This window comes from Pseudomonas sp. PDM03 (assembly GCF_014852385.1).
In the GTDB taxonomy this organism is placed as follows: Bacteria; Pseudomonadota; Gammaproteobacteria; order Pseudomonadales; family Pseudomonadaceae; genus Aquipseudomonas; species Aquipseudomonas migulae.
In genome coordinates, this window is sequence record NZ_JACVBM010000004.1 from 36,314 (window position 1) to 60,877 (window position 24,564).

General features: G+C 56.6%; 26 protein-coding genes. 16 read left to right on the top strand and 10 right to left on the bottom strand.

Translation table 11 applies throughout. The features are described 5' to 3' along the window. Positions 1-8: 8 nt before the first annotated feature. From IB254_RS08645 to acs, 6 genes are all read right to left on the bottom strand, one after another. Positions 9-773, bottom strand: a complete 765-nt coding sequence (locus tag IB254_RS08645) for an ABC transporter ATP-binding protein (protein ID WP_008034888.1) — start codon at positions 771-773, stop codon at positions 9-11. A 27-nt stretch (positions 774-800) separates the two neighbouring features. Further along, complete coding sequence (locus IB254_RS08650) at positions 801-1,913, bottom strand: M14 family metallopeptidase (protein ID WP_192417026.1); 1,113 nt, start codon at positions 1,911-1,913, stop codon at positions 801-803. Between the two features lies 1 nt (position 1,914). After that, a complete protein-coding gene (locus IB254_RS08655) occupies positions 1,915-2,613 on the bottom strand; it encodes an ABC transporter permease (RefSeq protein ID WP_192417027.1) in 699 nt (232 codons plus the stop codon). Next, entirely contained in the window at positions 2,610-3,299 is a 690-nt protein-coding gene (locus IB254_RS08660) for an ABC transporter permease (RefSeq protein ID WP_007951063.1), read from the bottom strand. The genes IB254_RS08655 and IB254_RS08660 overlap by 4 nt, the downstream gene beginning before the upstream one ends. Positions 3,300-3,389: 90 nt before the next feature. Then, a complete protein-coding gene (locus tag IB254_RS08665; protein ID WP_192417028.1) occupies positions 3,390-4,163 on the bottom strand; it encodes an ABC transporter substrate-binding protein in 774 nt (257 codons plus the stop codon). Positions 4,164-4,848: 685 nt separating this feature from the next. Continuing rightward, the gene (acs, locus tag IB254_RS08670; protein WP_192417029.1) at positions 4,849-6,804 is read right to left on the bottom strand and encodes an acetate--CoA ligase; all 1,956 of its coding nucleotides are present in this window, start codon (positions 6,802-6,804) and stop codon (positions 4,849-4,851) included. Between the two features lie 197 nt (positions 6,805-7,001). Here acs and IB254_RS08675 point away from each other — a divergent pair, with 197 nt between their 5' ends. The 8 genes from IB254_RS08675 to IB254_RS08710 all read left to right on the top strand — a co-directional run bounded on the left by IB254_RS08675 (position 7,002) and on the right by IB254_RS08710 (position 14,836). After that, positions 7,002-7,178, top strand: coding sequence for a hypothetical protein (locus IB254_RS08675; protein WP_192417030.1), 177 nt, complete (start codon positions 7,002-7,004; stop codon positions 7,176-7,178). A gap of 112 nt (positions 7,179-7,290) precedes the next feature. After that, a complete protein-coding gene (locus IB254_RS08680) occupies positions 7,291-7,554 on the top strand; it encodes a DUF2790 domain-containing protein (RefSeq protein ID WP_008034878.1) in 264 nt (87 codons plus the stop codon). Between the two features lie 238 nt (positions 7,555-7,792). Beyond that, positions 7,793-8,107: a hypothetical protein gene (locus IB254_RS08685; protein ID WP_192417031.1), complete on the top strand. Its 315-nt coding sequence runs from the start codon at positions 7,793-7,795 to the stop codon at positions 8,105-8,107. A gap of 516 nt (positions 8,108-8,623) precedes the next feature. Next, positions 8,624-9,874 (top strand): ribonucleotide-diphosphate reductase subunit beta, encoded by a 1,251-nt coding sequence (locus tag IB254_RS08690; protein ID WP_008034875.1) that lies wholly within the window; start codon positions 8,624-8,626, stop codon positions 9,872-9,874. A 196-nt stretch (positions 9,875-10,070) separates the two neighbouring features. Further along, complete coding sequence (locus IB254_RS08695; RefSeq protein ID WP_192417032.1) at positions 10,071-11,627, top strand: ATP-dependent nuclease; 1,557 nt, start codon at positions 10,071-10,073, stop codon at positions 11,625-11,627. Positions 11,628-12,160: 533 nt separating this feature from the next. Continuing rightward, positions 12,161-12,694: a Bro-N domain-containing protein gene (locus IB254_RS08700; RefSeq protein ID WP_192417033.1), complete on the top strand. Its 534-nt coding sequence runs from the start codon at positions 12,161-12,163 to the stop codon at positions 12,692-12,694. 119 nt (positions 12,695-12,813) lie between these two features. After that, entirely contained in the window at positions 12,814-13,533 is a 720-nt protein-coding gene (locus IB254_RS08705; RefSeq protein WP_192417034.1) for an HNH endonuclease, read from the top strand. Positions 13,534-13,846: 313 nt separating this feature from the next. Next, positions 13,847-14,836, top strand: coding sequence for a hypothetical protein (locus tag IB254_RS08710; protein WP_192417035.1), 990 nt, complete (start codon positions 13,847-13,849; stop codon positions 14,834-14,836). A 6-nt stretch (positions 14,837-14,842) separates the two neighbouring features. On the opposite strand, the gene IB254_RS08715 is transcribed toward IB254_RS08710, so the two are convergent. After that, complete coding sequence (locus tag IB254_RS08715) at positions 14,843-15,658, bottom strand: sulfite exporter TauE/SafE family protein (protein WP_192417036.1); 816 nt, start codon at positions 15,656-15,658, stop codon at positions 14,843-14,845. Positions 15,659-15,770: 112 nt separating this feature from the next. On the opposite strand from IB254_RS08715, the gene IB254_RS08720 reads away from it, so the two are divergent. Together IB254_RS08720 and IB254_RS08725 are read left to right on the top strand one after the other, a co-directional pair. Next, positions 15,771-16,538: an AraC family transcriptional regulator gene (locus IB254_RS08720; protein WP_192417037.1), complete on the top strand. Its 768-nt coding sequence runs from the start codon at positions 15,771-15,773 to the stop codon at positions 16,536-16,538. A gap of 93 nt (positions 16,539-16,631) precedes the next feature. Then, positions 16,632-16,949: a helix-turn-helix transcriptional regulator gene (locus tag IB254_RS08725; protein WP_192417038.1), complete on the top strand. Its 318-nt coding sequence runs from the start codon at positions 16,632-16,634 to the stop codon at positions 16,947-16,949. 48 nt (positions 16,950-16,997) lie between these two features. Here IB254_RS08725 and IB254_RS08730 read toward each other — a convergent pair whose 3' ends face one another. Then, a complete protein-coding gene (locus IB254_RS08730) occupies positions 16,998-18,044 on the bottom strand; it encodes an MBL fold metallo-hydrolase (RefSeq protein WP_192417039.1) in 1,047 nt (348 codons plus the stop codon). A 213-nt stretch (positions 18,045-18,257) separates the two neighbouring features. Here IB254_RS08730 and IB254_RS08735 point away from each other — a divergent pair, with 213 nt between their 5' ends. Beyond that, positions 18,258-18,866: a TetR/AcrR family transcriptional regulator gene (locus IB254_RS08735; protein WP_192417040.1), complete on the top strand. Its 609-nt coding sequence runs from the start codon at positions 18,258-18,260 to the stop codon at positions 18,864-18,866. 18 nt (positions 18,867-18,884) lie between these two features. Here the strand turns inward: IB254_RS08735 and IB254_RS08740 are convergent, their stop codons facing one another. Next, positions 18,885-19,826, bottom strand: a complete 942-nt coding sequence (locus IB254_RS08740; RefSeq protein WP_192417041.1) for a LysR family transcriptional regulator — start codon at positions 19,824-19,826, stop codon at positions 18,885-18,887. A gap of 15 nt (positions 19,827-19,841) precedes the next feature. Here IB254_RS08740 and IB254_RS08745 point away from each other — a divergent pair, with 15 nt between their 5' ends. Both IB254_RS08745 and IB254_RS08750 read left to right on the top strand, forming a co-directional pair. Then, positions 19,842-20,549, top strand: coding sequence for a CTP synthase (locus IB254_RS08745; RefSeq protein ID WP_192417042.1), 708 nt, complete (start codon positions 19,842-19,844; stop codon positions 20,547-20,549). After that, positions 20,546-20,869 (top strand): antibiotic biosynthesis monooxygenase family protein, encoded by a 324-nt coding sequence (locus IB254_RS08750; protein WP_192417043.1) that lies wholly within the window; start codon positions 20,546-20,548, stop codon positions 20,867-20,869. Before IB254_RS08745 ends, IB254_RS08750 begins: the two co-directional genes overlap by 4 nt. Positions 20,870-21,000: 131 nt before the next feature. Here IB254_RS08750 and IB254_RS08755 read toward each other — a convergent pair whose 3' ends face one another. Then, a complete protein-coding gene (locus IB254_RS08755; protein ID WP_008032544.1) occupies positions 21,001-21,327 on the bottom strand; it encodes a DUF2025 family protein in 327 nt (108 codons plus the stop codon). 221 nt (positions 21,328-21,548) lie between these two features. Here IB254_RS08755 and IB254_RS08760 point away from each other — a divergent pair, with 221 nt between their 5' ends. The 3 genes from IB254_RS08760 (at position 21,549) to IB254_RS08770 (ending at position 24,375) form a co-directional block, all read left to right on the top strand. Further along, positions 21,549-22,676, top strand: coding sequence for a glycerophosphodiester phosphodiesterase (locus IB254_RS08760; protein WP_192417044.1), 1,128 nt, complete (start codon positions 21,549-21,551; stop codon positions 22,674-22,676). Between the two features lie 185 nt (positions 22,677-22,861). Continuing rightward, complete coding sequence (locus IB254_RS08765) at positions 22,862-23,167, top strand: PepSY domain-containing protein (protein ID WP_192417045.1); 306 nt, start codon at positions 22,862-22,864, stop codon at positions 23,165-23,167. A gap of 185 nt (positions 23,168-23,352) precedes the next feature. Then, positions 23,353-24,375 (top strand): transporter, encoded by a 1,023-nt coding sequence (locus IB254_RS08770; RefSeq protein WP_192229145.1) that lies wholly within the window; start codon positions 23,353-23,355, stop codon positions 24,373-24,375. The last annotated feature ends 189 nt before the right edge of the window (positions 24,376-24,564 follow it).

The following is a 24,564-nucleotide window of genomic DNA, read 5'->3' on the forward strand; positions in this document are numbered from 1 at the left end:
AGTCTTGATTATTTCAGGCTGCCAGAGAGGAATTGTTGCAGACGTTCGGACTGTGGATTGACCAGCACCTCACGCGGGTTGCCGCTTTCTTCGACGACACCTTTGTGCAGGAACACCAGCTGGTTCGACACTTCACGGGCGAAGCCCATTTCGTGGGTCACCACCACCATGGTCCGGCCTTCCTGGGCCAGGGCCTGCATCACCTTCAGCACGTCACCGACCAGTTCCGGGTCGAGGGCCGAGGTCGGTTCGTCGAACAGCATCACCTCAGGTTCCATCGCCAGTGCACGGGCAATCGCCACGCGCTGCTGCTCGCCACCGGACATGTGGCCAGGGTAAGCGTCTTTACGATGTGCCACGCCGACCTTGTTCAGGTAGTGCTCGGCTTTCTCGCGGGCTTCGGCCTTGGACATGCCGAGCACGTGGACCGGCGCTTCCATGATGTTTTCCATTGCGGTCATGTGCGACCACAGGTTGAAGTGCTGGAACACCATCGACAGACGCGAACGCATGCGTTGCAGCTGTTTCGGGTCAGCGGCTTTCAGCGCGCCGTCCTTGTTGGCAACCAGTTTCAGCTCTTCGTTGTTGAGCAGGATCTTGCCCGCGTGCGGCTGCTCCAGCAGGTTGATGCAGCGCAGGAAGGTACTTTTGCCGGAGCCACTGGAGCCGATGATGCTGATCACATCGCCAGCCGCCGCTTTCAGGGACACGCCCTTGAGCACTTCGTGACTGCCATAGCGTTTATGCAGGTCTTGGACTTCAAGTTTGTACATGCGGTCGGTTCTCACAAAAACAGTCAGTCAGTCGTTGAGCAAGCGCCCGTGACGCAGCGCTTCGCGCCCCGCCACCTTGGCCAGCCAGAAACCGGGTTGGGCATAACGCAGCCGTTCAATGGCAAACAGCACCCCGGACGTACCAGCACACACCGTGCTGACCCGATCCGATAACGGATCGATCACTTCAAAAATCTCGTCGCCGGCTTCGATCCACTCACCGGGTTTACGCAGAAAACTGATCACGCCCGGATGCGGCGCAAACAGCAACTCAGTGCCTTCGAACGGCATGCCTTCACACGCGTCCTGCGCAGGTTTCGGCCATTCGCCGCTGATCAAGCCTTGCTCGGCGAGGAACGCGAGAATGCCTTCGGCATAAGCCTCGGCGTCAGCGCGAGCGGTATCGGCTTGCCCCCCTAATTCAATAGTAGTCGCCAGGCATGCCAGTGGAATCTGCGCCTCAGGAAACAGACGCGACAGACGCAACCATGGCAGCGAGCAGGCTTCGTCGAAGGAGCTGCCGCCGGAGTCTTCCGCCAGCAGGCCCACTTTCACATTCAGGTGCGCGGCGAGCGAACGCCACTGCGGCCAGTGTTGCGGCAACGCGTACATGTGCAGCGCGGCTTCGGCATCGCAGTGCAAATCGAGCACCACATCGGCAGTGCAGGCATGACTGAGCAACACGCGCTGCATGCCTTGCAACTGGCTGCTCGCCTCCGGCAATGCCGCCAGGTGATCGCTCATGGCCTGACGGATCAAGCGGATGTTGGCGTGCGGATCGTCACCCAGATGCCCTTCGAGTTGGGCGGCCACTGGCGCGCTCAGCTCGACGAAATCGCGGTTGAAGTTCTTGCCGCTGCCCGCTTCGAAACGCCCTTGATGACTGCCTTGCAACAGCTGACCGAGGCCCAGTGGGTTGGCCACCGGCACCAGTTCAACCACACCGTTAAGCAAGCCCTGGGCTTCGAGTTCGGTCAGGCGCTTTTTCAGCTCCCAGGCCGTGCGCATCCCCGGCAACTCATCGGCGTGCAGGCTGGCCTGGATGTAGGCCTTGCGCTCGCCGCTACCGAAGCGGAACACCGAAATCTGGCGTTCGCTGCCAAGGTGGCTCCACGGCAATGAATGATCGATGCGTTCCATATCAGTGCTTCCGCGGGGCCAGGTAGCCCAGCCAGCGACGCTCGGCCAGTTTGAACAGTTTCACCAGAATGAAGGTCAGGCAGAGGTAGAACACACCCGCAGTGATGTACGCTTCGAACGGCAAGTAAAACTGAGCGTTGACCGTGCGCGCGGCACCGGTGATGTCGATCAAAGTCACGATGGACGCCAGACTGGTGGTCTGCAGCATCATGATCACTTCGTTGCTGTACTGCGGCAGCGCCCGGCGCAGGGCCGATGGCAGCAGAATCCGCTTGTACATCTTGAAGCGCGACATGCCCATGGCCTTGGCCGCTTCGATCTCACCGTTCGGCGTAGCGCGCAGGCTGCCGGCGATGATTTCTGCGGTGTAGGCGCTGGTGTTGATCGCGAAAGCCAGGCACGCACAGAACGTTGCGCTGGACAGCCACGGCCACATGAAGCTTTCCCGCACCGCCTGGAATTGCGCCAGACCGTAGTAGATCAAAAACAGCTGCACCAGCATCGGCGTGCCACGGATCACGTAGGTGAAGAGCCAGGCAGTCATGTTGACGGCCGCGTTCTTCGAGACGCGCATCAGCCCCAGCGGCAAGGCCGCCAGCAGACCGAAAAACAGCGACAGCGCGAGCAATTTGAGGGTGGTCACCAGGCCGCCGAGGTACAGCGGCAAGGCCTCCCAAATGACGTTGTAGTCGAAGATCATAGATCAGCCGCCCTTACGCCTACCGAGTAGCGCTTCTCAAGGTGACGCAATGCCAGCAACGAGACACTGGTGATCACCAGGTACATCGCCGCCACTGCGAGGAAGAAGGTGAAAGGCTCGCGGGTGGCATCTGCCGCCTGCTTGGCCTTGAACATCATGTCTTGCAGACCCACCACCGAAATCAGCGCGGTGGCCTTGGTCAGTACCAGCCAGTTGTTGGTGAAGCCCGGAATCGCCAGGCGAATCATCTGCGGCACCAACACCCGGAAGAACACCTGAAAGCTGCTCATGCCGTACGCCATACCGGCTTCGGCCTGCCCCTTCGGAATCGCCATGAAGGCGCCACGGAAGGTTTCCGACAGGTACGCACCGAAGATGAAACCCAGGGTGCCGATACCGGCGGCCAACGGGTTCAGGTCGATGTAATCGTCATAGCCGAGCATCGGTGCGACGCGGTTGAGCAGGTCCTGACCGCCGTAGAAAATCAGCAGGATCAGCACCAGATCGGGAATCCCGCGGATCACCGTGGAATACAGATCGCCCAGCCAGGCCAGCCAACGCACCGGCGACAGACGCAGCGCAACGCCGATCAGCCCCAGGACGATGGCCAGGGCCATGGACGACAAGGCGAGCTGAAGCGTCAGCCATGCGCCATCGAGGATGACAGCCCCGTAGCCTTTCAACATGATTCAGATCCTCGAAAGTTGGGATGAAAAAATGGCGCAAACCTCAGAGATCCTGCTGCTTGCGCCATTCGGACTTGTCGCCGGGACGTGTTACTTGCCGTAGATATCGAAGTCGAAGTACTTGTCCTGGATCTGCTTGTACTTGCCGTTCTCGCGAATGGCAGTGATCGCGGTGTTGACCTTGTCTTTCAGCGCATCACCCTTGCGAACAGCAATACCTACGCCGTCGCCGAAGTATTTGACGTCGGTGAAGGCCGGGCCCACGAAAGCAAAACCTTTGCCGGCGTCGGTTTTCAGGAAACCGTCATTCAGCAGCGTAGCGTCTGCCACGGTGCCGTCGAGGCGACCGGCAGCGACGTCGAGGTAAATTTCGTTCTGCGAACCGTACGGCTTGACCTCGACACCCAGCGGGGCCAGGACTTCGCGGGCGAAACGCTCGTGGATCGAACCACGCTGCACGCCGATGTTCTTGCCCTTCAGCTCGGTCAGGCCTTCGCTGACTTGAGTGCCGGCCTTCATGACCAGGCGAGCCGGGGTGTTGTAGTACTTGTTGGTGAAGTCCACGGATTTCTTGCGGTCTTCAGTGATCGACATCGACGACAGGATGGCGTCGATCTTGCGCACTTTGAGTGCCGGGATCAGACCGTCGAACTCTTGCTCGACCCAGACGCACTTGACCTTCATCTCTTCGCACAGTGCGTTGCCGATGTCGTAGTCGAAACCAACGATGCTGCCGTCCGGAGCCTTGGAAGCAAACGGAGGGTAAGCCGCTTCGATGCCAATTTTCAGAGGCTTTTCATCGGCGAAGGTTGGCAGGGACAGCACGGACAGTGCCAGGGCGCCAAGCAGCACGAGTTTCTTCATCTTGGGACTCCATCGGTAAAGGGCTAAAACGGCAGAGTGAGCAACAGCCCATTATGCGAATGAGTAAAACCGGAAAGCGGTTGCTGCGTCCTGGGAAACCGGCGTTGTTTTCAACGCGAGCAACGACGAGCGAGTGATCGGCATTCTAACGACAGGCCCGAAGCCGATATTTCTTCAATGCGACAACAAATTACAGAAGCACCGAGAAAGCCGTTTGGGCACGTTGACAGCCTTGCAATTTCATGCAAGAGCAAAAGACAGTGAACCGATCTATATTGCAAATTGCGGGCCTATTATTGGCAAACCCTTCTAATCCGGCAAGCGCAGCGTGGGTTCTTATTTTTTTGCGGGGCTGAAATGCACGGATGCGGGGTTATGGCGTTTCGCAATGCCCCGTATCGGCGCGGGCGGTTACACATTCAGTTACTTGAAGGGTCGTGGGTAACAGTGGGAAATGGACTACAGGGGAAGCCGATAATTATTGGCTGGTGTTGCGGGCCTCATCGCGAGCAGGCTCGCTCCCACATTGGATCTTTGTCGTAGGCAAATTCCGAGATCACTGAAGATCCCTGTGGGAGCGAGCCTGCTCGCGATGAGGCCCGAGCCACCAACACAAAACCATCAGACATAAAAAAGCCCCACCAGACTCAACACCTGGCAGGGCCTCAATGACACCAAACGCTACTTACGCAACATTCATCGTCTTGTGCGTATCAATCAAATGCTGCACCACACCCGGATCCGCCAGGGTCGAAATATCCCCCAACCCATCATATTCAGCGGTCGCAATCTTGCGCAGAATCCGGCGCATGATCTTGCCCGAACGCGTCTTCGGCAGCCCCGGCGCCCACTGGATCACATCCGGCGAAGCAATCGGGCCGATCTCTTTACGCACCCAGTTCTTCAGTTCCAGACGCAATTGCTCGCTCGTCTCTTCGCCAGCGATCAACGTGACGTAGACATAAATGCCCTGCCCCTTGATGTCGTGCGGCACACCGACCACGGCTGCTTCAGCGACTTTCGGGTGCGCAACCATCGCGCTCTCGATCTCGGCGGTGCCCATGCGGTGGCCGGACACGTTGAGCACGTCGTCCACACGACCGGTGATCCAGTAGTAACCGTCCTCGTCACGACGCGCACCGTCACCGGTGAAGTACATGCCGCGGAAGGTCTTGAAGTAGGTGTCGACAAAACGGTCATGGTCGCCATACAGCGTGCGCGCCTGGCCTGGCCACGAATCGAGAATCACCAGGTTGCCCTCGGCAACGCCTTCGATGATGTTGCCCAGGTTGTCCACCAGCGCCGGCACCACGCCGAAGAACGGACGCGCCGCCGAACCCGGTTTCAGTGCGTGAGCGCCTGGCAACGGGCTCATCATGTTGCCGCCGGTTTCGGTCTGCCACCAGGTATCGACGATCGGGCAACGGGATTGACCGACGTTCTTGTAGTACCAGTCCCACGCTTCCGGGTTGATCGGCTCACCGACCGAACCCAGCAGACGCAAGCTGGAGCCGTCAGCGCCTTCCACAGCGGCCTTGCCCGACGCCATCATCGCGCGGATCGCGGTCGGCGCGGTGTAGAGGATGTTGACCTTGTGCTTGTCGACGATCTTCGCCACGCGGGTGATATCCGGGTAGTTCGGCACGCCTTCGAACAGCAGCGTGGTCGCGCCGTTGGCCAGCGGGCCGTAGACGATGTAGCTGTGGCCGGTGACCCAGCCGACGTCGGCGGTGCACCAGTAGATTTCGCCCGGGCGGTAGTCGAACACGCGCTCATGGGTCATGGCCGCATACAGCAAGTAGCCGGCGGTGGTGTGCTGCACGCCCTTTGGCTTGCCGGTGGAACCGGAGGTGTAAAGGATGAACAGCGCTTCTTCGGCGCCCATCTCTTTCGGCGCGCAGACACTGCCCGCCACTTTCATCAGGTCTTCAAACCAGATGTCGCGATGCTGGTTCCACTTGATATCGCCACCGGTGCGCTTGCACACGATGACTTTTTGGATGCTGCTGGTTTCCGGGTTGGTCAGCGCGTCGTCGACGTTGGACTTGAGCGGGATTTTCTTGCCGGCACGAATGCCTTCGTCAGCGGTGATCACCACTTTCGAGCGGCAGTCGATGATGCGACCGGCCAGGGCTTCCGGCGAGAAACCACCGAACACCACCGAGTGAATCGCGCCGATCCGGGTACAGGCCAGCATGGCGACCACGGCTTCGGGAATCATCGGCATATAGATAGTCACCACGTCGCCGCGGTGCACATCCTGGCCACGCAAGGCGTTGGCGAACTTGCAGACTTGTTCGTGCAGCTCGCGGTAGGTGATGTTGCGGCTTTCGGAAGGGTCATCCCCTTCCCAAATGATCGCGATTTGATCGCCGCGCTCGGCCAGATGACGGTCGAGGCAGTTGTAGGAAACGTTCAGGGTGCCATCGGCGAACCATTTGATGTCGACATGGTGATCGTCGAAGGACGTCTGCTTCACCGTGGTGAAAGGCTTGATCCAGTCGAGGCGCTTGGCTTGCTCGCGCCAGAAACCGTCAGGGTTGACGACCGACTGCTGGTACATGGCTTTGTAGGTTGCCTCGTCGGTCAGCGTGTTGGCCGCTACCTCGGGACGAACGGGATACAGAGAAGCCGCACTCATCTTTCTTACCTCGGTGGAATAGTTGTTTTTGTATGGCCCTGTTGTAGCCCGGGCCGGGCCTATAGAACCATTCGACGATGGTAGTAACAAGCCCCTACAAATTATCGTGATAAGCCCTCCCAGACACACACAAACCCTGTAGGAGCCGGCTTGCTGGCGATGGTCATCAACGATTACGCACCCATCCTGACACCCCGATGCGCTCTCAGGTTTATCGCCAGCAAGCCGGCTCCTACAAGGTGATGATCGTTCCGCCAACAGGTTATTCGGTGATTGTTACGAAATCTGTCAAAGGTGTTTATCAAAACCCCACCTATATGAATGCCACCCCCACGCCTAAAATCCACCTCGCCAACAAGGCAAACCCTGATTAACCAAGTTGCAGCCCCCACGAAGGCAGTTAATCAAAACACCGGTAACCAAGTTCCACACGCAACCCCAAAAAGGTTGCGTGACCCCACTCGACCTCTAAAAGGTAAAACCGAAATGAAAGCTTTATTAGTTCTGGCCCTCTCCAGCCTGTGCGCAACCGCCATGGCAGACGAGGTCCCGACTGATGTCGCCCAGCAACAACCGGTCATCGAGGAATACACTTACTCCACTCACCTCGATATCGCCAAAGTTGTCTCCATGAGTGAAATCCCCAACGTGTGCGAAGTTGTCCCCATGAAAATGGAATACGACGACTCCAAAGGCCAACGCCACATCCTGCGCTACAGCATCATGGGTAACGGCTGCTCCAACGGCTAATCACCCGCACTCCCCTAAACGGTTCGACCCAAATGCCCGATCGTTACACCGACCTGTAGGAGCCGGCTTGCTGGCGATAGCAGTCGACGCAATGTTCCAGGCAGTCAATGCGCCGAACCGTACAGATCGATTTATACGATAGCTTTCAGCATTTATTTGCGCTTTTTAATCGAATCCATCGGCGTAGTATGACTTCCACACCAAGGCACACAACGCCAACGAACCTGGAGCAACGACCATGAAAACCAAACTGATCCTCGCCCTGACCCTGTCTGTACTGGCCGCCAACACCTTCGCCGCCGACGGCTACGACCGCACGGGCTCGGCCACTTTCACCAGCGAAGCCGCTGTCGCTTCTGACGGTTACGACCACACCGGCTCGGCCAAAGTCGCCGCCGATGGTGCCGATCACGTCGGTGCAGGCAAACTCGCTTCCGATGGCTTCGATCACACTGGCGCCGCCAAAGTCGCTGCCGATGGCGCCGACCACGTCGGTGCAGGCAAACTCGCCGCTGATGGCGCAGACCACGTCGGTGCCGCTCGCCTGAGCTGATCATCGAGCGTGACTGACAGCCCGACTTCGGTCGGGCTTAGTTGTGTCTGAGGCCAGCGAAAACCGACTCAAAACACAACATGTAGTGAAAAACCCGATTTTTTGGCTATTTTTTGAACAAAAAAGTAGCACGTCAAAATTTAAGAAAAAAAATCTGCGCCCGCGATCTCCAGCCAAAGCCCTGTAAACCCTCGCTCCGACCGAAAAACCCTCCTTCTCGACCGCTCCATGCGCGGATTCGCCCCACCACGGCCGCAAAAATTTCCCTATAATGCCGCCTTAAACGGGCCTGCAATATTCCCTTACAGGGATGACAGCCAGTCCGAAGCCCAGGCCGACGTCGTCAACGACTGCAGCGCCATCAGCGGCTCTCGGAACCCCGTACAAAATTATGTTTATTTGCCTGCGTGTACCGCTGCAAAAAACGCTATCAAACGCGGCCAGACCGGTCGTGTGAAAAACCAACCAATCAGTTTTCACACGGGCATCTGGCCCTCACGCAGGAGACGACACGTCATGCTGAGCTGGGACGAATTCGACAAAGAAGACAGCGGCGAGACCGTGGTAAAAGGCGCCAACGCCGGCCACGCGACTGAAGCAAACATGGACCGCCTCGACACCGCCGGTGGTGTTGCCGCTCAAGAAGCTCGCGCTGTAACCGCGTCCGACTCCGCCGCCATCGCTCGCGCCAAGGCTGCCCTCGACAACCTCGACATCGCCGAAGGCCTCGCCGAACTCGAAGGCGCCTCCGCCCGTGTCGCCGTTGACGAAAAGCGCATGATCAACTGCCGCGCCGACCTCAACCAACTCGTACCGTTCAAGTACGACTGGGCCTGGCAGAAGTATCTGGACGGTTGCGCAAACCACTGGATGCCGCAAGAAGTCAACATGACCGCCGACATCGCCCTCTGGAAAGACCCGGAAGGCCTGACCGACGACGAGCGCCGCATCGTCATGCGCAACCTCGGCTTCTTCTCCACCGCCGACTCCCTGGTTGCCAACAACCTGGTCCTGGCCGTGTACCGCCTGATCACCAACCCGGAATGCCGCCAGTACATCCTGCGCCAGGCTTTCGAAGAAGCGATCCACACCCACGCCTACCAGTACTGCATCGAATCGCTGGCCATGGATGAAGGCGAAATCTTCAACATGTACCACGAGATCCCATCGGTCGCGAAAAAAGCCACCTGGGGCCTGAAATACACCCGTTCGATCTCCGATCCGAAGTTCGAAACCGGCACCGTCGAAACCGACAAAGAACTGCTGCGCAACCTGATCGCCTACTACTGCGTCCTGGAAGGCATCTTCTTCTACTGCGGCTTCACCCAAATCCTCTCCATGGGCCGCCGCAACAAAATGACCGGCGTCGCCGAGCAGTTCCAATACATCCTGCGCGACGAATCCATGCACCTGAACTTCGGCATCGACGTGATCAACCAGATCAAAATCGAAAACCCGCACTTGTGGGATGCCGAGATGAAGGAAGAGGCTTCGCAGATGATTCTGCAGGGCACTCAGCTGGAGATCGAATATGCGCGGGATACCATGCCTCGCGGTGTGTTGGGCATGAATGCGGCGATGATGGAGGACTATCTGAAGTTCATCGCGAATCGTCGTTTGTCGCAGATTGGTTTGAAGGAAGAGTATCCGGGGACGACCAACCCGTTCCCTTGGATGAGCGAGATTATGGACTTGAAGAAAGAGAAGAATTTCTTTGAGACTCGCGTGATCGAATACCAAACTGGTGGTGCGCTTAGCTGGGATTGATTTTTATCTAAGTTAAAAGGGGCGCTACTGATTCGAGTAGCGCCTTTTTTTTAAAAAAACAATAACCAAACTAGACAGAAAGCCAATGTGCCACTATCTTAAAAATTGAATGGCATTGCTTAAACTTCAATACTTACGCCACCTCAGAAAATCATTGACTCCAACTAAAAAACCTGTCGCACTAGGGATATAAAAAGTGAAGTACAGTGAAAGCGAAAAAGATCGAAAACTGCGAAAATGGTTTGTCAATGACTATAAGCATGCGCATCTCAGACGTATTAAAGTCCAACAAGGAAACCTAAGAGGCGTTTCTAAATTAGACCTTCCTATAGATTTCCCCCTAACTGTAATCGCAGGAAAAAATGGATCCGGCAAGTCTACTATCCTCGCAATCGCCTGCTGTGCTTACCACAACACAAAAGACGGCTTCAAATCTTCCAACCGCAGACGCCCATATTACACTTTCGCTGATTTCTTCATTCAACACAGCGAAGAAGTTTCTCCAGAAGGGATAACCGTTGTCTATAACATAGCTCATGACAACTGGAGGATAACCAGCACCAATAAAAACTCAACATTAATTGGCACACAGTTTCGGCGAAAAAACAAAGGAGGAAAATGGAGTGATTACGCCTCGCGCGTGGAACGGAACTGCATATTTATTGGAATTGAACGGATAGTTCCTCATAGCGAAAAAAGCCAATCCAGAAGTTATCGAAGACGCTTTCTCAGCACAACGCTAAAAGGATGGGAGACATCTGTCAAAGAAATAGTTGGACGAATACTTAACAAAGACTATGAAGAGTTCCGGCTCACATCTCATTCCAAATATAGACTTCCACTGGCTAAATCGTCGGGCATTTCATTCTCTGGCTTTAACATGGGAGCCGGAGAAAATGCTCTATTCGAAATATTTTCTACCATATTTAGTTGCCCAGAAGGGGCACTATTTGTGATCGATGAAATCGAATTAGGTCTTCACATAGAGGCACAGAAGCGTTTTATCTCCGAGTTAAAAAATGTATGTATGGATAGAAAAATTCAGATAATTTGCACCACTCACTCCAAGGAAGTATTTGAGTGTTTCCCCGATGACGCAAGATTTTTTATAGAAACCACCAACAATCAAACCATGGCAAAAATGGGTGCATCCGCAGAATACGCTTTTTCAAAACTCAGTTCTGAAAACACCGGTGAAATTGATGTTTTTGTTGAGGACAATATTGCACAGGCGTTGCTTTCCGCAGTGATCCCTAGCGATATTCGCTCAAGAATCAATATTGAATTTATAGGATCAGCCTCTGCACTTTGCATACAACTAGCAGCTTTACATCGGCGCTCAAAAAGTGACAAGACGGTTATTATCTTCGATGGTGATCAACGCCCCAAAGAAGCTCATAATCGAAATCTCACCCTCAAAACATCCGAAAAATCCGACAAGGAATTTGAAGCTTGGTTTGATGCTAGGACGGAGTATTTGCCCGGCGATTTATGGCCTGAGCTTTGGATCATGCAAAAATGTCGAGAAACTCCAGACACGCTTGCGGCCATCTCAAACACTGAAAAAACCCAGTTAATACAGATTATAGATGCTGGCATACGTGCGGGAAAACACAAAGAATTCTATGAAGTAGCAAAATTACTTGGCGTTAGTATTGAACATTCAATATTTATGTTTTGCAGCAGTGTCTCCATCAATCACAAAAACCTGTTCACACACATAGTCGACAAAATATCCTCAAAACTTAATTAAACAATTTTTTTATCGAAAAACATCAATTAAAAACAAACTAATCGTGCAGTCAACAGCACAAAATACAACTTACATTTATGCGACATATAATTTAATGTTTATCCCGCATTTCCGCTGATAGAAAACTCTGAAACTTATGAAGTTGTAGGTAAAGCTACTGACGCGCACGAATTTTCTTGAAAGCAAATTCAACCTTGACCATCGTCACCAGACACCATAGCCTCTGAAGCCGGTGCCTAAGAAACACCTCACACAGCGGACTGACCGCACCCGACAGTAGCGGCTTTTTTGTGCCTACGGTTTCCCCGTGCGCATCAAAAATCTCTGTTATGCCGGGAGTGGGCTAATACAAGACCCGAAAGGGGAATATGTCCGGCCCTCTGTGTGGGGTTTCTTAACTCCCGGCACCCAGCCCTAAGAAAGCTGACATCACACAGAGGTAAAGGATATGCCTAAAATTCTCTCCTTCTCTCCGAAGGAAATCCGCGTTAGGTGCTTCATTTTCTATGCGCTTCCATCCCTGGAGGCTTGTCATGTCTGATCCATACATCCCTACCGTCTTCATTCGCCAAAACCTCGACCTTCACGCCCTCCTCCTAGAAAACCAGCCATGGTTCTGTGCCCGCGATCTGGGTCGTTTGATGGGCTTCCATCTGAGTGATCGCGTGGTCAGCAAACTGGATGAGGATCAGCGGCACACGTTGCTGATCGACTACCACGGCCAACCGGAAAAGCGGCTGATGCTCAGCGAATCAGGCGTGTATGCGTTGTTGGTTTATCACTACGCGCCCGGGAATCGGTTATTGCGTGAGTGGTTGACCCATCAAGTGGTCCCGACCTTGCGCGATGCGGGGCAGTCGATGAATACAGATCGACCGATGTTAAGTTTGTTGGACTGGCCAGAGATGTCATTGAGCCTGTTGCATTGGCAGGATGAAGGCTGGATTCGGCTGCGGGACATGCCTTATCTGTTGCTCAATCGCACTCGACGCCGGGTGCCGATGGTTAAGCCTTGGTGGCGGAAGGTTGTGGAGGCATTTCAATCTTCGAAGCAATCGGTGGGTTAGAGCAGCAGCATCTTGTAGGACCCATTGAACGATGAGTCGGTTTTTTCTGTAGGAATTTTCGTAGACAGTCGTAGTGGCCACTCAGTATCGTCCGAGGGTTTCCAACCCTCGGCGATTTTATGAGCGACAAGAAAAAAAACACTGTCTGGACAGTTGCTGAGATTGAGGCAGCGGTTGACGCCTATCTAAAAATGCTTGAGCTAGAGCTGGCCGGTCATAAATACAACAAGGCACACGAGAATCGCGTTCTACGTGCGTCAGCCTTATCCGACCGCACCGAAAGCTCAGTTGAATTTCGGATGCAGAATATCTCTGCTGTTTTAATGAAGATGCACCGAGAGTTCATCAAAGGATACATGCCTGCCAGAAATGTTGGGGGAGCCAACGTTGAGCCAGCAATCCGAGCCGTATTGATTGCAAAGGGCGTCACGCCTGGCGATCCCACTGTTCCAACCGCGGATGAAGAAGCGCTGGATCGTAGGGCAGCGGCATTGGAACAGATGCCTCTCCAGGAGGAGCCTGTAGGGATTTTGAAGCCGAAGCGTGTTCCTACTCAAGGCAAGGCTTTTATCCGCGATCCCAGCGTTCGAGCCTGGGTTCGTAAGAACGCTAAGGGGATATGTGAAGGGTGTGCTCAACCGGCGCCGTTCATCAAAGATGAATCACCCTACCTTGAAGTTCACCATGTTAAACACTTGGCGAATAAAGGCTCTGATCGAACTAGCAATGCTGTGGCGCTTTGTCCGAACTGTCATCGGCGCTGTCACCATTCAAACGACAGCAAGGAGTTTACCGAATCGCTTTATCAAAACGTGAAGCGGTTGAAGCGAGAACCATGAGATTGCATTGGTCCTGTAGCGAGGGTATCTATCCTCGATCAGCTGCGGAGCGGTCGCCAAGCGAATAACTTGCTCCGTCCAAATTTTCGCATTTGCGAGTTTTGGGGCTGCTTCACAGCCCAACGGGGATAAATCCCCTCGCCACAGGGGATTTATTGCTGCGGGGTTGGTGTTGGGATCCGGGATTGAGTTGACGCCACCAATCACGAGCAGGGGCACTCCCACAAATCCTGCATCATCCTGAAAACAGTCAGTGCAACCCGCCTCGCCTCCCGCTATTAATACCCTTCCCACTCAAGGACCCGAGCCCACCATGAAATTCGATCTCGCCTACTGCCTCAGCCTCGACGACAAGCTGTCGATCTATGACGTGCGCGATTTGAATTTCGACGAGACCATGGATTTCGATTCCGCCAAGGAACACTTCCAATGCCCCAATGACGCATGCCGGGCGGCCTTCGATGCGACGAACGTGCTGACGACATTCAACGCCAAAAACGTGAATTACGTCCGCACCCCGCACTTCAAGAACACGCCCAGCACCCGGCATGTGGCGGATTGTCCTTATGTCAGTTTCAAGGCACCTGCATCCGGTGTGGATGCGGACGGTGCGGAAACGGATGACAGTCGCGAGGAGCATTTTCCGTCGGAGTTGTTGCTGACTCGGCGTCAGTATGTGCGTAAGCCGGCGAACCCGGCGGTGGCGGCGGATGTAACGCGGGACGATCCGAAATCTCTTACAACGCCCAGCGATACCGAGTACCCAAGCCACGAATCAGCGCCGGACAAGACCAGCGTCTTCGCCCACCCGGTGGAGTGTTTTGTGTCGAACTTCGATGACAAGGAGCTGCTCAAGCGTGTGCAGCTGAAGATTGGCGAGCACACGGCGCCTTATGGGTCGTTCTTCAAGAAGATCGAATACCTGACAGACAACAAGGGGCTGATTTACTGGGGCAAGATCAAGGAGATCAAGGATTACACGCAGAGCTTTCGCATCGATTTCGAGCAGAAGGTCTGGTTCAAGCAAGCGGATGAGGCGAAGAAGAAGCCTTATTCGGTCAACGTTTACCTGAGCAAGAAGTTGATCGAGAACTACCGCAAGCGCAAAGCGTTTCTGGAGGAGATCAAGCATGCCATCGAGAGTGAAGCGGAGTTGTATTGCTTCTTTTATGGTGTGACGCCGGAGTTGAAGCAGGTGCCGAGCAAGAAAAACCCCGAGCAGACGTTCGGGGTGTTCAGTGCGAATATCGAGAACCTGGATCACTTCATTATTCGTGAGGCGCCGGGGTTGGAGGCGAAGTGACGGCGTTCAATTCAGGCACATGCTGAGCATCACCACGACCAGCAAACCGATGTACACCCGCGCATGCGTCCGATCCGGAATCCGCCCGATCCACGGCGTGGCCAATCGAATCCCCACCAACGACCCCATCGTCAAAACCGCAAACGCCAACATATCCACATAACCGACAAACCACGCTCCCAAATCAAAATCAGTAAACCCCGCCATCGCCATGTAAGTCACCGTCCCGGCCAACGCCACGGGCAGGCTTAGTGGATTAGCCATGGATGTTGCCTGCGACATGCTCAACCCGCATCGACGCAACAATGGCACGGTCATAACACTGCCGCCTACGCCGAGAAACGTGGCGATGGTGCCGATTCCTACGCCGCCACCGGACACTTCCACCCCCTCCAATCGCCGTGGGATTGCGTTATCTGCGTGTGTAAGAAAACCGCGTCTGAACAGGCAATCCACAATGGTCACGCCCAGATAGGCAATGAACGCATACCGAATCACCTCGCCACTCACCCACATCGCCGCCACGGCACCGACCACCGCGCCCAGCCCGATAAACCCACCCAACGGCCACAGGTAATGGCGAATCAGATTACCGGCGCGGTGATGTTTTCCGGTGGCGACCAGGGCGTTGATGATCATCACGCAGGTCGAGGTGGCGACGGCGATGTGCATCGCCGATTGGCCGATGGGGTCGTCGGCACCGTGGCTGGCCATGAGCATGCGGTACAGCAATGGCACGACGACGAAGCCGCCGCCGAAGCCGAACAGCACGGCGGTGATGCCGGTCATGCAGCCGAAGAGTGTCAGCAGGAGGTAGAACATTGTGCGTCGTCCGTTGGTTGAGAGTGGTCGACGATAGAGCGATGTGGCTTGGCCTGCTTCAGCAAGTCAGCCAATAATGTTTGTGTTTACGCCAACTGCTGGAAGCCGCTTGATGCGCAATGTTTCGATTAATGTGCTGGATGACACGCCACGGTCGGTGGTGGCGATCGGTACGGATTATTCCTACGGGCATGTGCTGCCTAGTCATACACACCGACGGGCGCAGTTGTTGTACGGCGCGACCGGGGTGATGCAGGTCGGCACGCATGACGGCAACTGGGTGGTGCCGCCGCAGCGGGCGGTGTGGATTCCGGCGGGGATGGCGCATGAGGTGTTGATGCTGGGGGTGAGCACTCGCAGTTTGTACATCGAGCCGGGTGCGGTGGATTTGGGCGGGCGTTGTCAGGTGATCAGTGTTTCGCCGTTGATGCGGCATTTGCTGATGGAGGCGGTGGAGGTTCCGCTGACGTACGACGAGGCCGGGCGCGATGGCGCGTTGATCGAATTGCTGCTGCATGAGCTGGCGCGCAGTGCTCACTTGCCGTTGCACATTCCGCTGCCGGTGGATGCGCGGCTGCTTGGGTTGTGCCAGGGCTTCTTGCAGCGACCCGATGTTCATCAATCGCCGCAGCAATGGGCGGATCAGATGCACGTCAGTCTGCGCACGTTCAATCGGCTGTTCCGCCAGCAGACCGACCTGAGTTTCAGCCAGTGGCGCCAGCGCGCCTGCGTGGTGCTGGCCTTGGCGCGATTGGCGGTGGGTGAGCCGGTGACGCGGATTGCGCTGGATTTCGGTTATGACAGCCCGGCGGCGTTTTCGACGATGTTTCGTCGTGTGTTGGGTCAGGCGCCGTCCGTCTGGTTGGCAGGGGCGAAATAGCAGAATTCAAAAAATGAGTTTGATCCGGGCGCAAAACAACTGTACAAAAACACAGTACATTTTGAATCAGCACTCTCGAGCCCGGAGAACACCATGGCCTCTTATGCGATGAAAATCACCCTGGAACGTATCGCCCTCTTCCAATTCACCCCTGCCCATTGCGCCCAGGCCCGGGCGATGTTGGGTTGGAGCGTTGATGAGCTGTCTCGGGAGTCTGGCGTTTTGGTTGATGTGATTGAGCGATTTGAGGCCCGGCGCGATGTGCCGGATGCTGATCGACTGGCGTTGGCGTATCGGTTTGAGTCGCAGGGGTTGGTGTTCTTCCCGGGGTTTGCGCCGGGGCGGGGGATGAGCGTTAAAGGGACTGAGTCGAATTCGGTGGGGCGGACGGATTTTGCGATGGTTGAGTGAGGTGTCGGCACGAGCCGCTTGCATCACAAGCGGCCAGGCTTCAATACGTCATGCGTTCTGGATTTCCACCTGATCGCCGACGTTTTCCATCCCCAACCACCAAGCACTCCCCCGCTGCGGATACATCACGTTAAACGCCTCACCCATCTGCGGCGTGGTAATCGAAACACTGCGCTCCCAGGCCAATGCCAATATCCGGTCAAACGGTTCGAACCAGGCGTGCATCGACAGATCGAAGGTGCCGTTGTGAATCGGCAGTAACCAGCGGCCTTTCAGGTCGATGTGCGCTTGCAGGGTTTGCTCGGGTTGCATGTGCACATGCGGCCACTCGACGTTGTAGGCGCCGGTTTCCATCAGTGTCAGGTCGAACGGGCCGTACTGTTCGCCGATGCGTTTGAAGCCATCGAAGTAGCCGCTGTCGCCGCTGAAGAAGATTCGTGTGTCGGCGTCGATCATCACCCACGAGGCCCACAATGTGCTGTTGCCATCGAACAGGCCTCGGCCGGAAAAGTGTTGCGACGGGGTGGCGACGAATTGGATGCCGTCGACTTCGGTGCCTTGCCACCAGTCGAGTTGGCGCACTTTGCTGGCGTCGATGCCCCACTTGATCAGGGTGTCGCCGACGCCCAGCGGCGTGAGGAAGTATTTGGTTTTGTCCGCCAGTTTGAGCACGGCCTGATAGTCGAGGTGGTCGTAGTGATCGTGGGACAGGATTACCGCTTCAATCGGCGGCAGTTCTTCGAGGCTGATCGGTGGTTGGTGAAAGCGTTTCGGGCCGGCCCATTGCACCGGCGAAGCGCGTTCGGCGAAGACCGGGTCGGTGATCCAGAATTTGTCCCGCAGTTTCAGCAATACCGTGGAATGACCGAGGCGATAGACGCTGTGGTTGGGCGCGGCGATCAACGCGTCGTGGGTCAGGCGTTGCACCGGAACGGCCGCCGTCGGGCGGGTGTTGCGCGGTTTGTGGAAGATCATGTTCCACATGATGCGCACCATTTTGCGCAAGCCTTCTCGTTGCACGGGCGCATGGTTGCGGAAGTGCCCTTCGGCCTGACGGGACGCTTCAGGTGCAGAAACGTTAGTGGAATTGGCCATGACTGAATGACTCCAGGAAACCGCACGAGGTGCAGTTTCTACGGTGGGACGATAAATGGCCAAGGCACGCACGCATCAGCCGAACACTCTATTTTTGGCTGCGCAGGATTAACGAAACATTACACTGCACAGTGTAGTTTCTAGGTTGCATCAAAGCTGATCACAAGTAAACTGCCAAGTGTAATTCTTCATTTCTTCTGCCGAAGCGTACTTATGACAGCTCCACAGCGCCTGACCGACCGAAAACGCGAAGCGATCATTCAAGCGGCGATTGCCGAATTCCGGGCCAACGGTTTCGACATCACCAGCATGGACAAGATCGCCGCCACCGCTGGCGTGTCGAAGCGCACGGTGTACAACCACTTCCCCAGCAAGGAAGAGTTGTTCGCCGAAATCCTCAATCAATTATGGGCCAGGGTGACGGCCGAACAAGAAACGGCCTACCGCCCTGACCGGCCGCTGCGCGAGCAGATGCGCCGCATGCTGATGGCGAAATTGCAGATGCTGGGCGATGACAATTTTCTCGACCTGGCGCGGGTCGCCATCGCGGCCACCATCCACTCCCCCGAGCGCGCGCAGAACATGGTCGCGCGAATGGGCGAGCGCGAAGAAGGTTTGACCGTGTGGATTCGCGCCGCTCAGGCCGATGGGCGATTGAAGCCGGTCGACCCGGAGTTTGCCGCTCAACAGATTCAGGGGATGCTCAAATCCTTTGCATTCTGGCCGCAGATTTCCATGGGGCTACCCGGCCTGTCGCCTGAAATGCAGACCACCGTCGTGGACTCTGCGCTGGACATGTTCCTCGCCTGCTACCAGCTCTGAATCCAGCGCCTACAAGCATTACAGCAATTTCAACGCCCGCCCCAACTCATCGAACAACGTCACCACCGAGCGCAAGGCGCGACAGTCCGGGCGAGTCAGCAACCACAGCGCGGTGTCGTAACCGTGCAACGGCTCACTCAACGGTTGCAGCCCGTCATCGATCAGAAAGTCCGGCAATGCCGCGACACCCAACCCGGCGCGCACCAGTTCGGTCACCGACAACATGCTGTTGCAACGATAACCCGGTGTGACGCCGGGCAATTGCTGACGACGCCAAGCGACGGTGGGGTGATCGGGGAGGAAGTCGTCCGGGGCGATCCATGTCAGCGCGGCCAAGTCTTCGGCATCGACCGATTTCAGATACGCCGTGCTCGCACAGACGCGATACGACACCTGCGCCAGGCATCGGCCCACCAAGTGTTCCGGCGGATTCCGGGTCAGGCGCAAGGCGATGTCCGCGTCTCGGCGGCTGAGATTGGCGAAGTCGTTGGACGTGCTCAACTCGATCGTCAGCGCCGGATAGCCGGGCATGAACTGCGCCAGCGCCGGCAGCAACAAACCTTGTAAAACCGAATCGGTGCAGGTCAGGCGCACGGTGCCGCTGATGACTTCACCGCCCTGCTCCACGCCGATGCGCGCAGCCTCCAGCGCCTGCTCGGCGCGCTCAGCTTGTTCGGCCAAGGTCTGCGCAAGACTGGTGGGCAAGTAGCCGGCGCGGCTTTTTTCGAACAGTTGCTGGCCCAGCGCGGCTTCCAGTCGGCGCACGGCGCGGAACACGGTCGAAACGTCGACCTTCAACAGTGCCGAGGCCCGGGCCAGCGAGCCGCCGCGCACGAGGGCGAGGATCAGGGACAGGTCGGGGTAGTCCAATCGATAGTGCGTCGCTGCATTGATCACTTGGGATAACGCCAATATTGAGTGCGTGAACGCCAATCTATAGTGGGTCCCAGGAATCAACAAGCGTCGAGAGCCCTCATGGAAAACAGCACCATCCACATCGCCCTGATCGGCGATTACGACCCGCAAGTCACCGCCCACCAGGCGATTCCCGTCGCCCTCGGCATGGCTACCGAACACGCCGGACTGGACGTGCAGTTCCAGTGGCTCGCCACCGACGGCATCAACGACGATTCGTCGCTGCAAGATTTCGACGGTTTTTGGTGCGTACCCGCCAGCCCTTACCGCAATGAAGACGGAGCGCTGCGGGCGATTCGCTTTGCCCGCGAACAACAGCGACCTTTCCTCGGTACGTGTGGCGGTTTTCAGCACGCGGTTCTCGAATATGCCCGCAACGTTCTGGGATGGGGAGATGCCGAGCACGGCGAGACATCACCCGATGCCACGCGAGCGTTGCTCACGCCACTGACTTGCTCGCTAGTGGAAGCCATCGACAGCATTCATCTGGTTGAAGGTTCGTTGATCGCCAAGGCGTACGAAAACACGGTGATTCGTGAAGGCTATCGCTGCCGTTATGGTGTGAATCCCGAGTTTGAACGGGATCTGCTAAGCCAGGAATTATCCGCTGTGGGACACGATTCGACGGGGGATTTGCGAGCGGTGGAATTACGCGGGCATCCGTTTTTTGTCGCCACGCTGTTTCAACCTGAACGTGCCGCGCTCAAAGGAATTGTGCCGCCGCTGGTGAGTGCATTGATCGAAGCGTGTGTGAGGCAGAAATCATGATTGCCCAGACACCGGAACCGCCCTACTACGCGGTGATTTTTACGTCGCGGCGCACCGACGGCGATCAGGGTTACGCCGAGGCTGCCGAGCGCATGGTTGAGCTGGCGCGTGAGCAGCCGGGGTTTCTCGGTGTGGAGTCGGCGCGGGGTGAGGACGGGCTCGGGATTACGGTTTCCTATTGGGCCAGTGAGGCGGCGATTGTGGCGTGGAAACATCATCCCGAGCACAGCGCGATTCGTGAGCGTGGGCGCTCGACCTGGTATGCGGCGTGCAGTACGCGGGTGTGCAGGGTTGAGCGGGCCTATGAGTTCAAGCAGTAACAGTTGTGGTGTCCTTTAAGCCGCCATCGCCGGCAAGCCGGTCTCGCTCCCACAGTGGTTTTGTGTGCGACGCAAAACCACTGTGGGAGCTGGCCTGCCAGCGATGAGGCCATCACAAACACCACAAAAATTCAGCCCCGCACCAAACTCCGCACCGCCGAAATCTCCGGCACTTCCCGCCGATTCATATACACCCGCAACGGCTCGGTAATGTTGATCCGGTCATCGATGTTCTGGTCCAGCAACAACTGAATCAACTCGCGCTTCAGCGTCATGACCTGCTCCGGCCCCGACGCCCAGACGAATTCACTCACAGGAATGATGCCGTCATCCGCCACGTCCATGCCGAAGGAGTCTTCGCTGAAACGCACGATGTATTGGCCGGTCTTGCGATTGAGACCGACGAAGCCTTTGAGTTGGTCGGCGGCCTGGCAGATGAGTTCGGAAGTGATGCGCATATAAACCTCACACAAGTGATCGATGGTTTACACGCAGGGCAAGATGAAGGGCGTTCCCTCTGCCGGGGAAGCTTCCGGGGCCAAGAGTACTGCAAAGAACCGCACAAATGCGCTGAAAAAATCCGCTTTAAACACGTTTATGTCGGTCTCGCGATAGCGCAAGCAGCGTTCAGTTGTTAAAAGGGACGTCTTTGAAAACACTCTGCGAAAGGATCTCGACCATGCCTGTAACTTTCACCAAGAGCGCCCTGCTGCTGAGCGTGCTGCTCGGCCTCGGCCAGGCGCAGGCCGCCAGCGAGCCAAGCCCTACTTCACTGGCCACCCATGCAGGCATTCCACACCCGGCGGTGATTGCCCACCGTGGCGCGTCCTTCGATGCACCGGAATCCACCGCCGCCGCCTACAAACTGGCGCGCGACCTGGGTGCCGATTACCTGGAACTCGACCTGCAACGCAGCAAGGACGGCGTGCTGTTTGCCCTGCACGACAACAACCTGCAACGCACCACCGACGTCGCCAGCAAATTCCCTGAGCGCAAGGACAGCCCGGCCAACGCGTTCACCATCGCCGAGCTGAAAACCCTCGACGCCGGCAGCTGGTTCAACGCCGCTTACCCGGATCGCGCGCGTCCTTCTTTTGTCGGTCTGAAAATCCTGACCCTCGACGAAATCATCGACATCGCCCAGGGCAATCCGCTGCACAAGCCCGGCCTGTACATCGAAACCAAGGAGCCGAAGCAATTCCCCGGTCTCGAGCGTGACCTCAAGGATAAATTGCAGGATCGCGGATGGCTGAGCCCGGCGGGTTCGAAACTGGCGAAGAGCGAACTCGCCGTCGGCCAGGGCAAAGGTAAGGTGGTGCTGCAAACCTTCGAGAAGAGCAGCCTCGAACTGCTGGAAAAGGAAATGCCGCAAGTGCCGAAGATCCTGCTGTTGTGGGTCGGCGAAGGCAGCATCGAGCCCAAGTCCAAGGTGACGTTCGCCGAGTCCGGCGACAAGGACAAAGCCACGTACTACGCCAAACAGGAACCGAAGGACAAAGCCGAATTCCAGCAATGGGTCGAGTACGCCAAGGCTCAAGGCGCAATCGGCACCGGCCCTTCTGCCGCGCTGACCAAGGGTGGCGACCAGAGCTACTCGGACCTGGTAAAACCATGGATGAACCAGTACACCCACGATCAGGGTTTGCTGGTGCACGTCTACACCATCGATGATGCGGTGGATTACCAGAAGGTCATGGACGCCGGGGTTGATGGCATCTTCACCAACCGTGCCAGCGAATTGTTGAAGTTCTATAAACGTCCGGCGGCGGGCACGGTTGCGCAGTTGTTGCAGAACAATGGGTATTGATCCCAGACCGTGGTGAACGCATCGCCAGCAAGCCGGCTCCTACAAGTTAGGGTCGTTCGCGAATTGTGTGAACGACTCAATCTTGTAGGAGCCGGCTTGCTGGCGATGCTCTTGGAATTAAGGGTGAATTAAGTTGCCCCAGTTAATCTGGCCCCACTTAAACAGCTCACCAAGGAAAGAACCTCATGAAGACTTTGACTGCCCTGTTCACCGCTGCCGCCCTGACCCTCACCGCTGGCCTGGCGCAAGCTGATGTTCGCGTCGACCAGATCCCTGAGCTAGTCAAGAGCGGCAAGATCAAGCCACTTGAAGAAATGAACCAGGAGGCCCTGAAGTTGCATCCGGGTGCGACGATTACCGACACCGACTTGGACAACCACTTCAACGGCTACGAGTACGAAGTTGAACTGCGCACTGCTGATGGCAAGGAGTTTGACGTGGACTTCGACGCCACCACCGGTAAAGTCCTGAGCAACAAACAAGACACCTGATTCATGTCACATAAGAAAGCCGCACGATTTTCGGATCGTGCGGCTTTTTTGCGTCTGTATCCAGCCGATACAAGCGCTCTCTCGCCACGAAAAACCGTCACAAAAACGTCATCACGCCTTGCGATGATGCGGCTCAAGTGAACCTGTGAAACCCGCGACAGGCCGCCTCCTCACAGCGAGACCTCATGAACCACAGCATCGACCAAAGCCATCGCGACCCGGACCTGTTCGGTCTGCTGTACGGTTTCAGTTTTCGCCCCGGCGAGCGCGGTCGGGAAATCGATTCGGCCATGGCGTTGCGGTCCCTGCAACAACCGGACGACAGCGACGAATTTCTCTGGCTGCACCTGAACCTCGCTCATGCCGCGTGCGAGCGCTGGATGAAAAGTCATCTGGAATTGCCCGACGAGTTTTTCGAAGCCTTGCATGAAGGCTCGCGTTCGACGCGCATCGAGCATGTCGATTCGGCGTTGCTGGCGGTGGTCAACGACGTGGTGTTCAACCTCAGCAGCATGGTCTCCTCGGACGTGTCGACGCTGTGGGTGTGTGCGCGCAGTCGGCTGATCATCAGCGCACGCCTGCAACCGCTGCACTCGGTGGACAAGTTGCGTTCCTCGGTGAAGGCCGGTGAGCGTTTTCGCTCGCCGCTGGAATTGCTCGTGCATTTGCTGCGCGACCAGGGCGAAGTGCTGACGCAGATCGTGCGCAAGACCAGCCTCAGCGTCGATCAGATAGAAGATGAATTGCTGTCCTCGCGACTGTCGACCAATCGCGCGGAGCTGGGCGCCAATCGCCGGGTGCTGGTGCGCTTGCAACGGCTGCTGGCGCTGGAGCCGGGCTCGTTGCTGCGCCTGCTCAATCGCCCGCCGCAATGGTTGCAGAAGGAAGACGTGAAGGAGCTGCGCAAGTCCACCGAGGAGTTTGCGCTGATCATCAACGACCTCACGGCGCTGGGTGAGCGGATCAAGCTGTTGCAGGAAGAAATTGCCGCCAACCTCAACGAGCAAAGCAACCGCACGCTGTTCACCCTGACCGTGGTCACGGTGCTGGCGTTGCCGATCAACATCATTGCCGGTTTCTTCGGCATGAACGTGGGGGGCGTGCCGCTATCCCAGGACCCGGAGGGGTTCTGGATCCTGGTGGCCTTGGTTGCGACGTTTACGGTGATTGCAGGGCGTTGGGCGTTTCGCAAGCGCCAGGATTATTAAGCAACCACCCTGCCCTGTAGGAGCGAGGCTTGCCCGCGAATGAGGCGCCGCGGTATGCCTGATACACCGCGTTATCGTTCTTCGCGGGCAAGCCTCGCTCCTACAGGGACGGTGTCAAGTTCGGATCGGTGGTATCAGCAAAAAACCCAAACACTGACCCAACGCAGCCTCCCTGTAATATTTAGCAAC

Excerpts from the sequence above, each read along its gene's own strand:
- IB254_RS08645 (WP_008034888.1), bottom strand. The coding sequence starts at position 773 with ATGTACAAACTTGAAGTCCAAGACCTGCATAAACGCTATGGCAGTCAC.
- IB254_RS08650 (WP_192417026.1), bottom strand. The coding sequence starts at position 1,913 with ATGGAACGCATCGATCATTCATTGCCGTGGAGCCACCTTGGCAGCGAA.
- IB254_RS08655 (WP_192417027.1), bottom strand. The coding sequence starts at position 2,613 with ATGATCTTCGACTACAACGTCATTTGGGAGGCCTTGCCGCTGTACCTC.
- IB254_RS08660 (WP_007951063.1), bottom strand. The coding sequence starts at position 3,299 with ATGTTGAAAGGCTACGGGGCTGTCATCCTCGATGGCGCATGGCTGACG.
- IB254_RS08665 (WP_192417028.1), bottom strand. The coding sequence starts at position 4,163 with ATGAAGAAACTCGTGCTGCTTGGCGCCCTGGCACTGTCCGTGCTGTCC.
- acs (WP_192417029.1), bottom strand. The coding sequence starts at position 6,804 with ATGAGTGCGGCTTCTCTGTATCCCGTTCGTCCCGAGGTAGCGGCCAAC.
- IB254_RS08675 (WP_192417030.1), top strand. The coding sequence starts at position 7,002 with ATGCGCTCTCAGGTTTATCGCCAGCAAGCCGGCTCCTACAAGGTGATG.
- IB254_RS08680 (WP_008034878.1), top strand. The coding sequence starts at position 7,291 with ATGAAAGCTTTATTAGTTCTGGCCCTCTCCAGCCTGTGCGCAACCGCC.
- IB254_RS08685 (WP_192417031.1), top strand. The coding sequence starts at position 7,793 with ATGAAAACCAAACTGATCCTCGCCCTGACCCTGTCTGTACTGGCCGCC.
- IB254_RS08690 (WP_008034875.1), top strand. The coding sequence starts at position 8,624 with ATGCTGAGCTGGGACGAATTCGACAAAGAAGACAGCGGCGAGACCGTG.
- IB254_RS08700 (WP_192417033.1), top strand. The coding sequence starts at position 12,161 with ATGTCTGATCCATACATCCCTACCGTCTTCATTCGCCAAAACCTCGAC.
- IB254_RS08705 (WP_192417034.1), top strand. The coding sequence starts at position 12,814 with ATGAGCGACAAGAAAAAAAACACTGTCTGGACAGTTGCTGAGATTGAG.
- IB254_RS08710 (WP_192417035.1), top strand. The coding sequence starts at position 13,847 with ATGAAATTCGATCTCGCCTACTGCCTCAGCCTCGACGACAAGCTGTCG.
- IB254_RS08715 (WP_192417036.1), bottom strand. The coding sequence starts at position 15,658 with ATGTTCTACCTCCTGCTGACACTCTTCGGCTGCATGACCGGCATCACC.
- IB254_RS08720 (WP_192417037.1), top strand. The coding sequence starts at position 15,771 with ATGCGCAATGTTTCGATTAATGTGCTGGATGACACGCCACGGTCGGTG.
- IB254_RS08725 (WP_192417038.1), top strand. The coding sequence starts at position 16,632 with ATGGCCTCTTATGCGATGAAAATCACCCTGGAACGTATCGCCCTCTTC.
- IB254_RS08730 (WP_192417039.1), bottom strand. The coding sequence starts at position 18,044 with ATGGCCAATTCCACTAACGTTTCTGCACCTGAAGCGTCCCGTCAGGCC.
- IB254_RS08735 (WP_192417040.1), top strand. The coding sequence starts at position 18,258 with ATGACAGCTCCACAGCGCCTGACCGACCGAAAACGCGAAGCGATCATT.
- IB254_RS08745 (WP_192417042.1), top strand. The coding sequence starts at position 19,842 with ATGGAAAACAGCACCATCCACATCGCCCTGATCGGCGATTACGACCCG.
- IB254_RS08750 (WP_192417043.1), top strand. The coding sequence starts at position 20,546 with ATGATTGCCCAGACACCGGAACCGCCCTACTACGCGGTGATTTTTACG.
- IB254_RS08755 (WP_008032544.1), bottom strand. The coding sequence starts at position 21,327 with ATGCGCATCACTTCCGAACTCATCTGCCAGGCCGCCGACCAACTCAAA.
- IB254_RS08760 (WP_192417044.1), top strand. The coding sequence starts at position 21,549 with ATGCCTGTAACTTTCACCAAGAGCGCCCTGCTGCTGAGCGTGCTGCTC.
- IB254_RS08765 (WP_192417045.1), top strand. The coding sequence starts at position 22,862 with ATGAAGACTTTGACTGCCCTGTTCACCGCTGCCGCCCTGACCCTCACC.
- IB254_RS08770 (WP_192229145.1), top strand. The coding sequence starts at position 23,353 with ATGAACCACAGCATCGACCAAAGCCATCGCGACCCGGACCTGTTCGGT.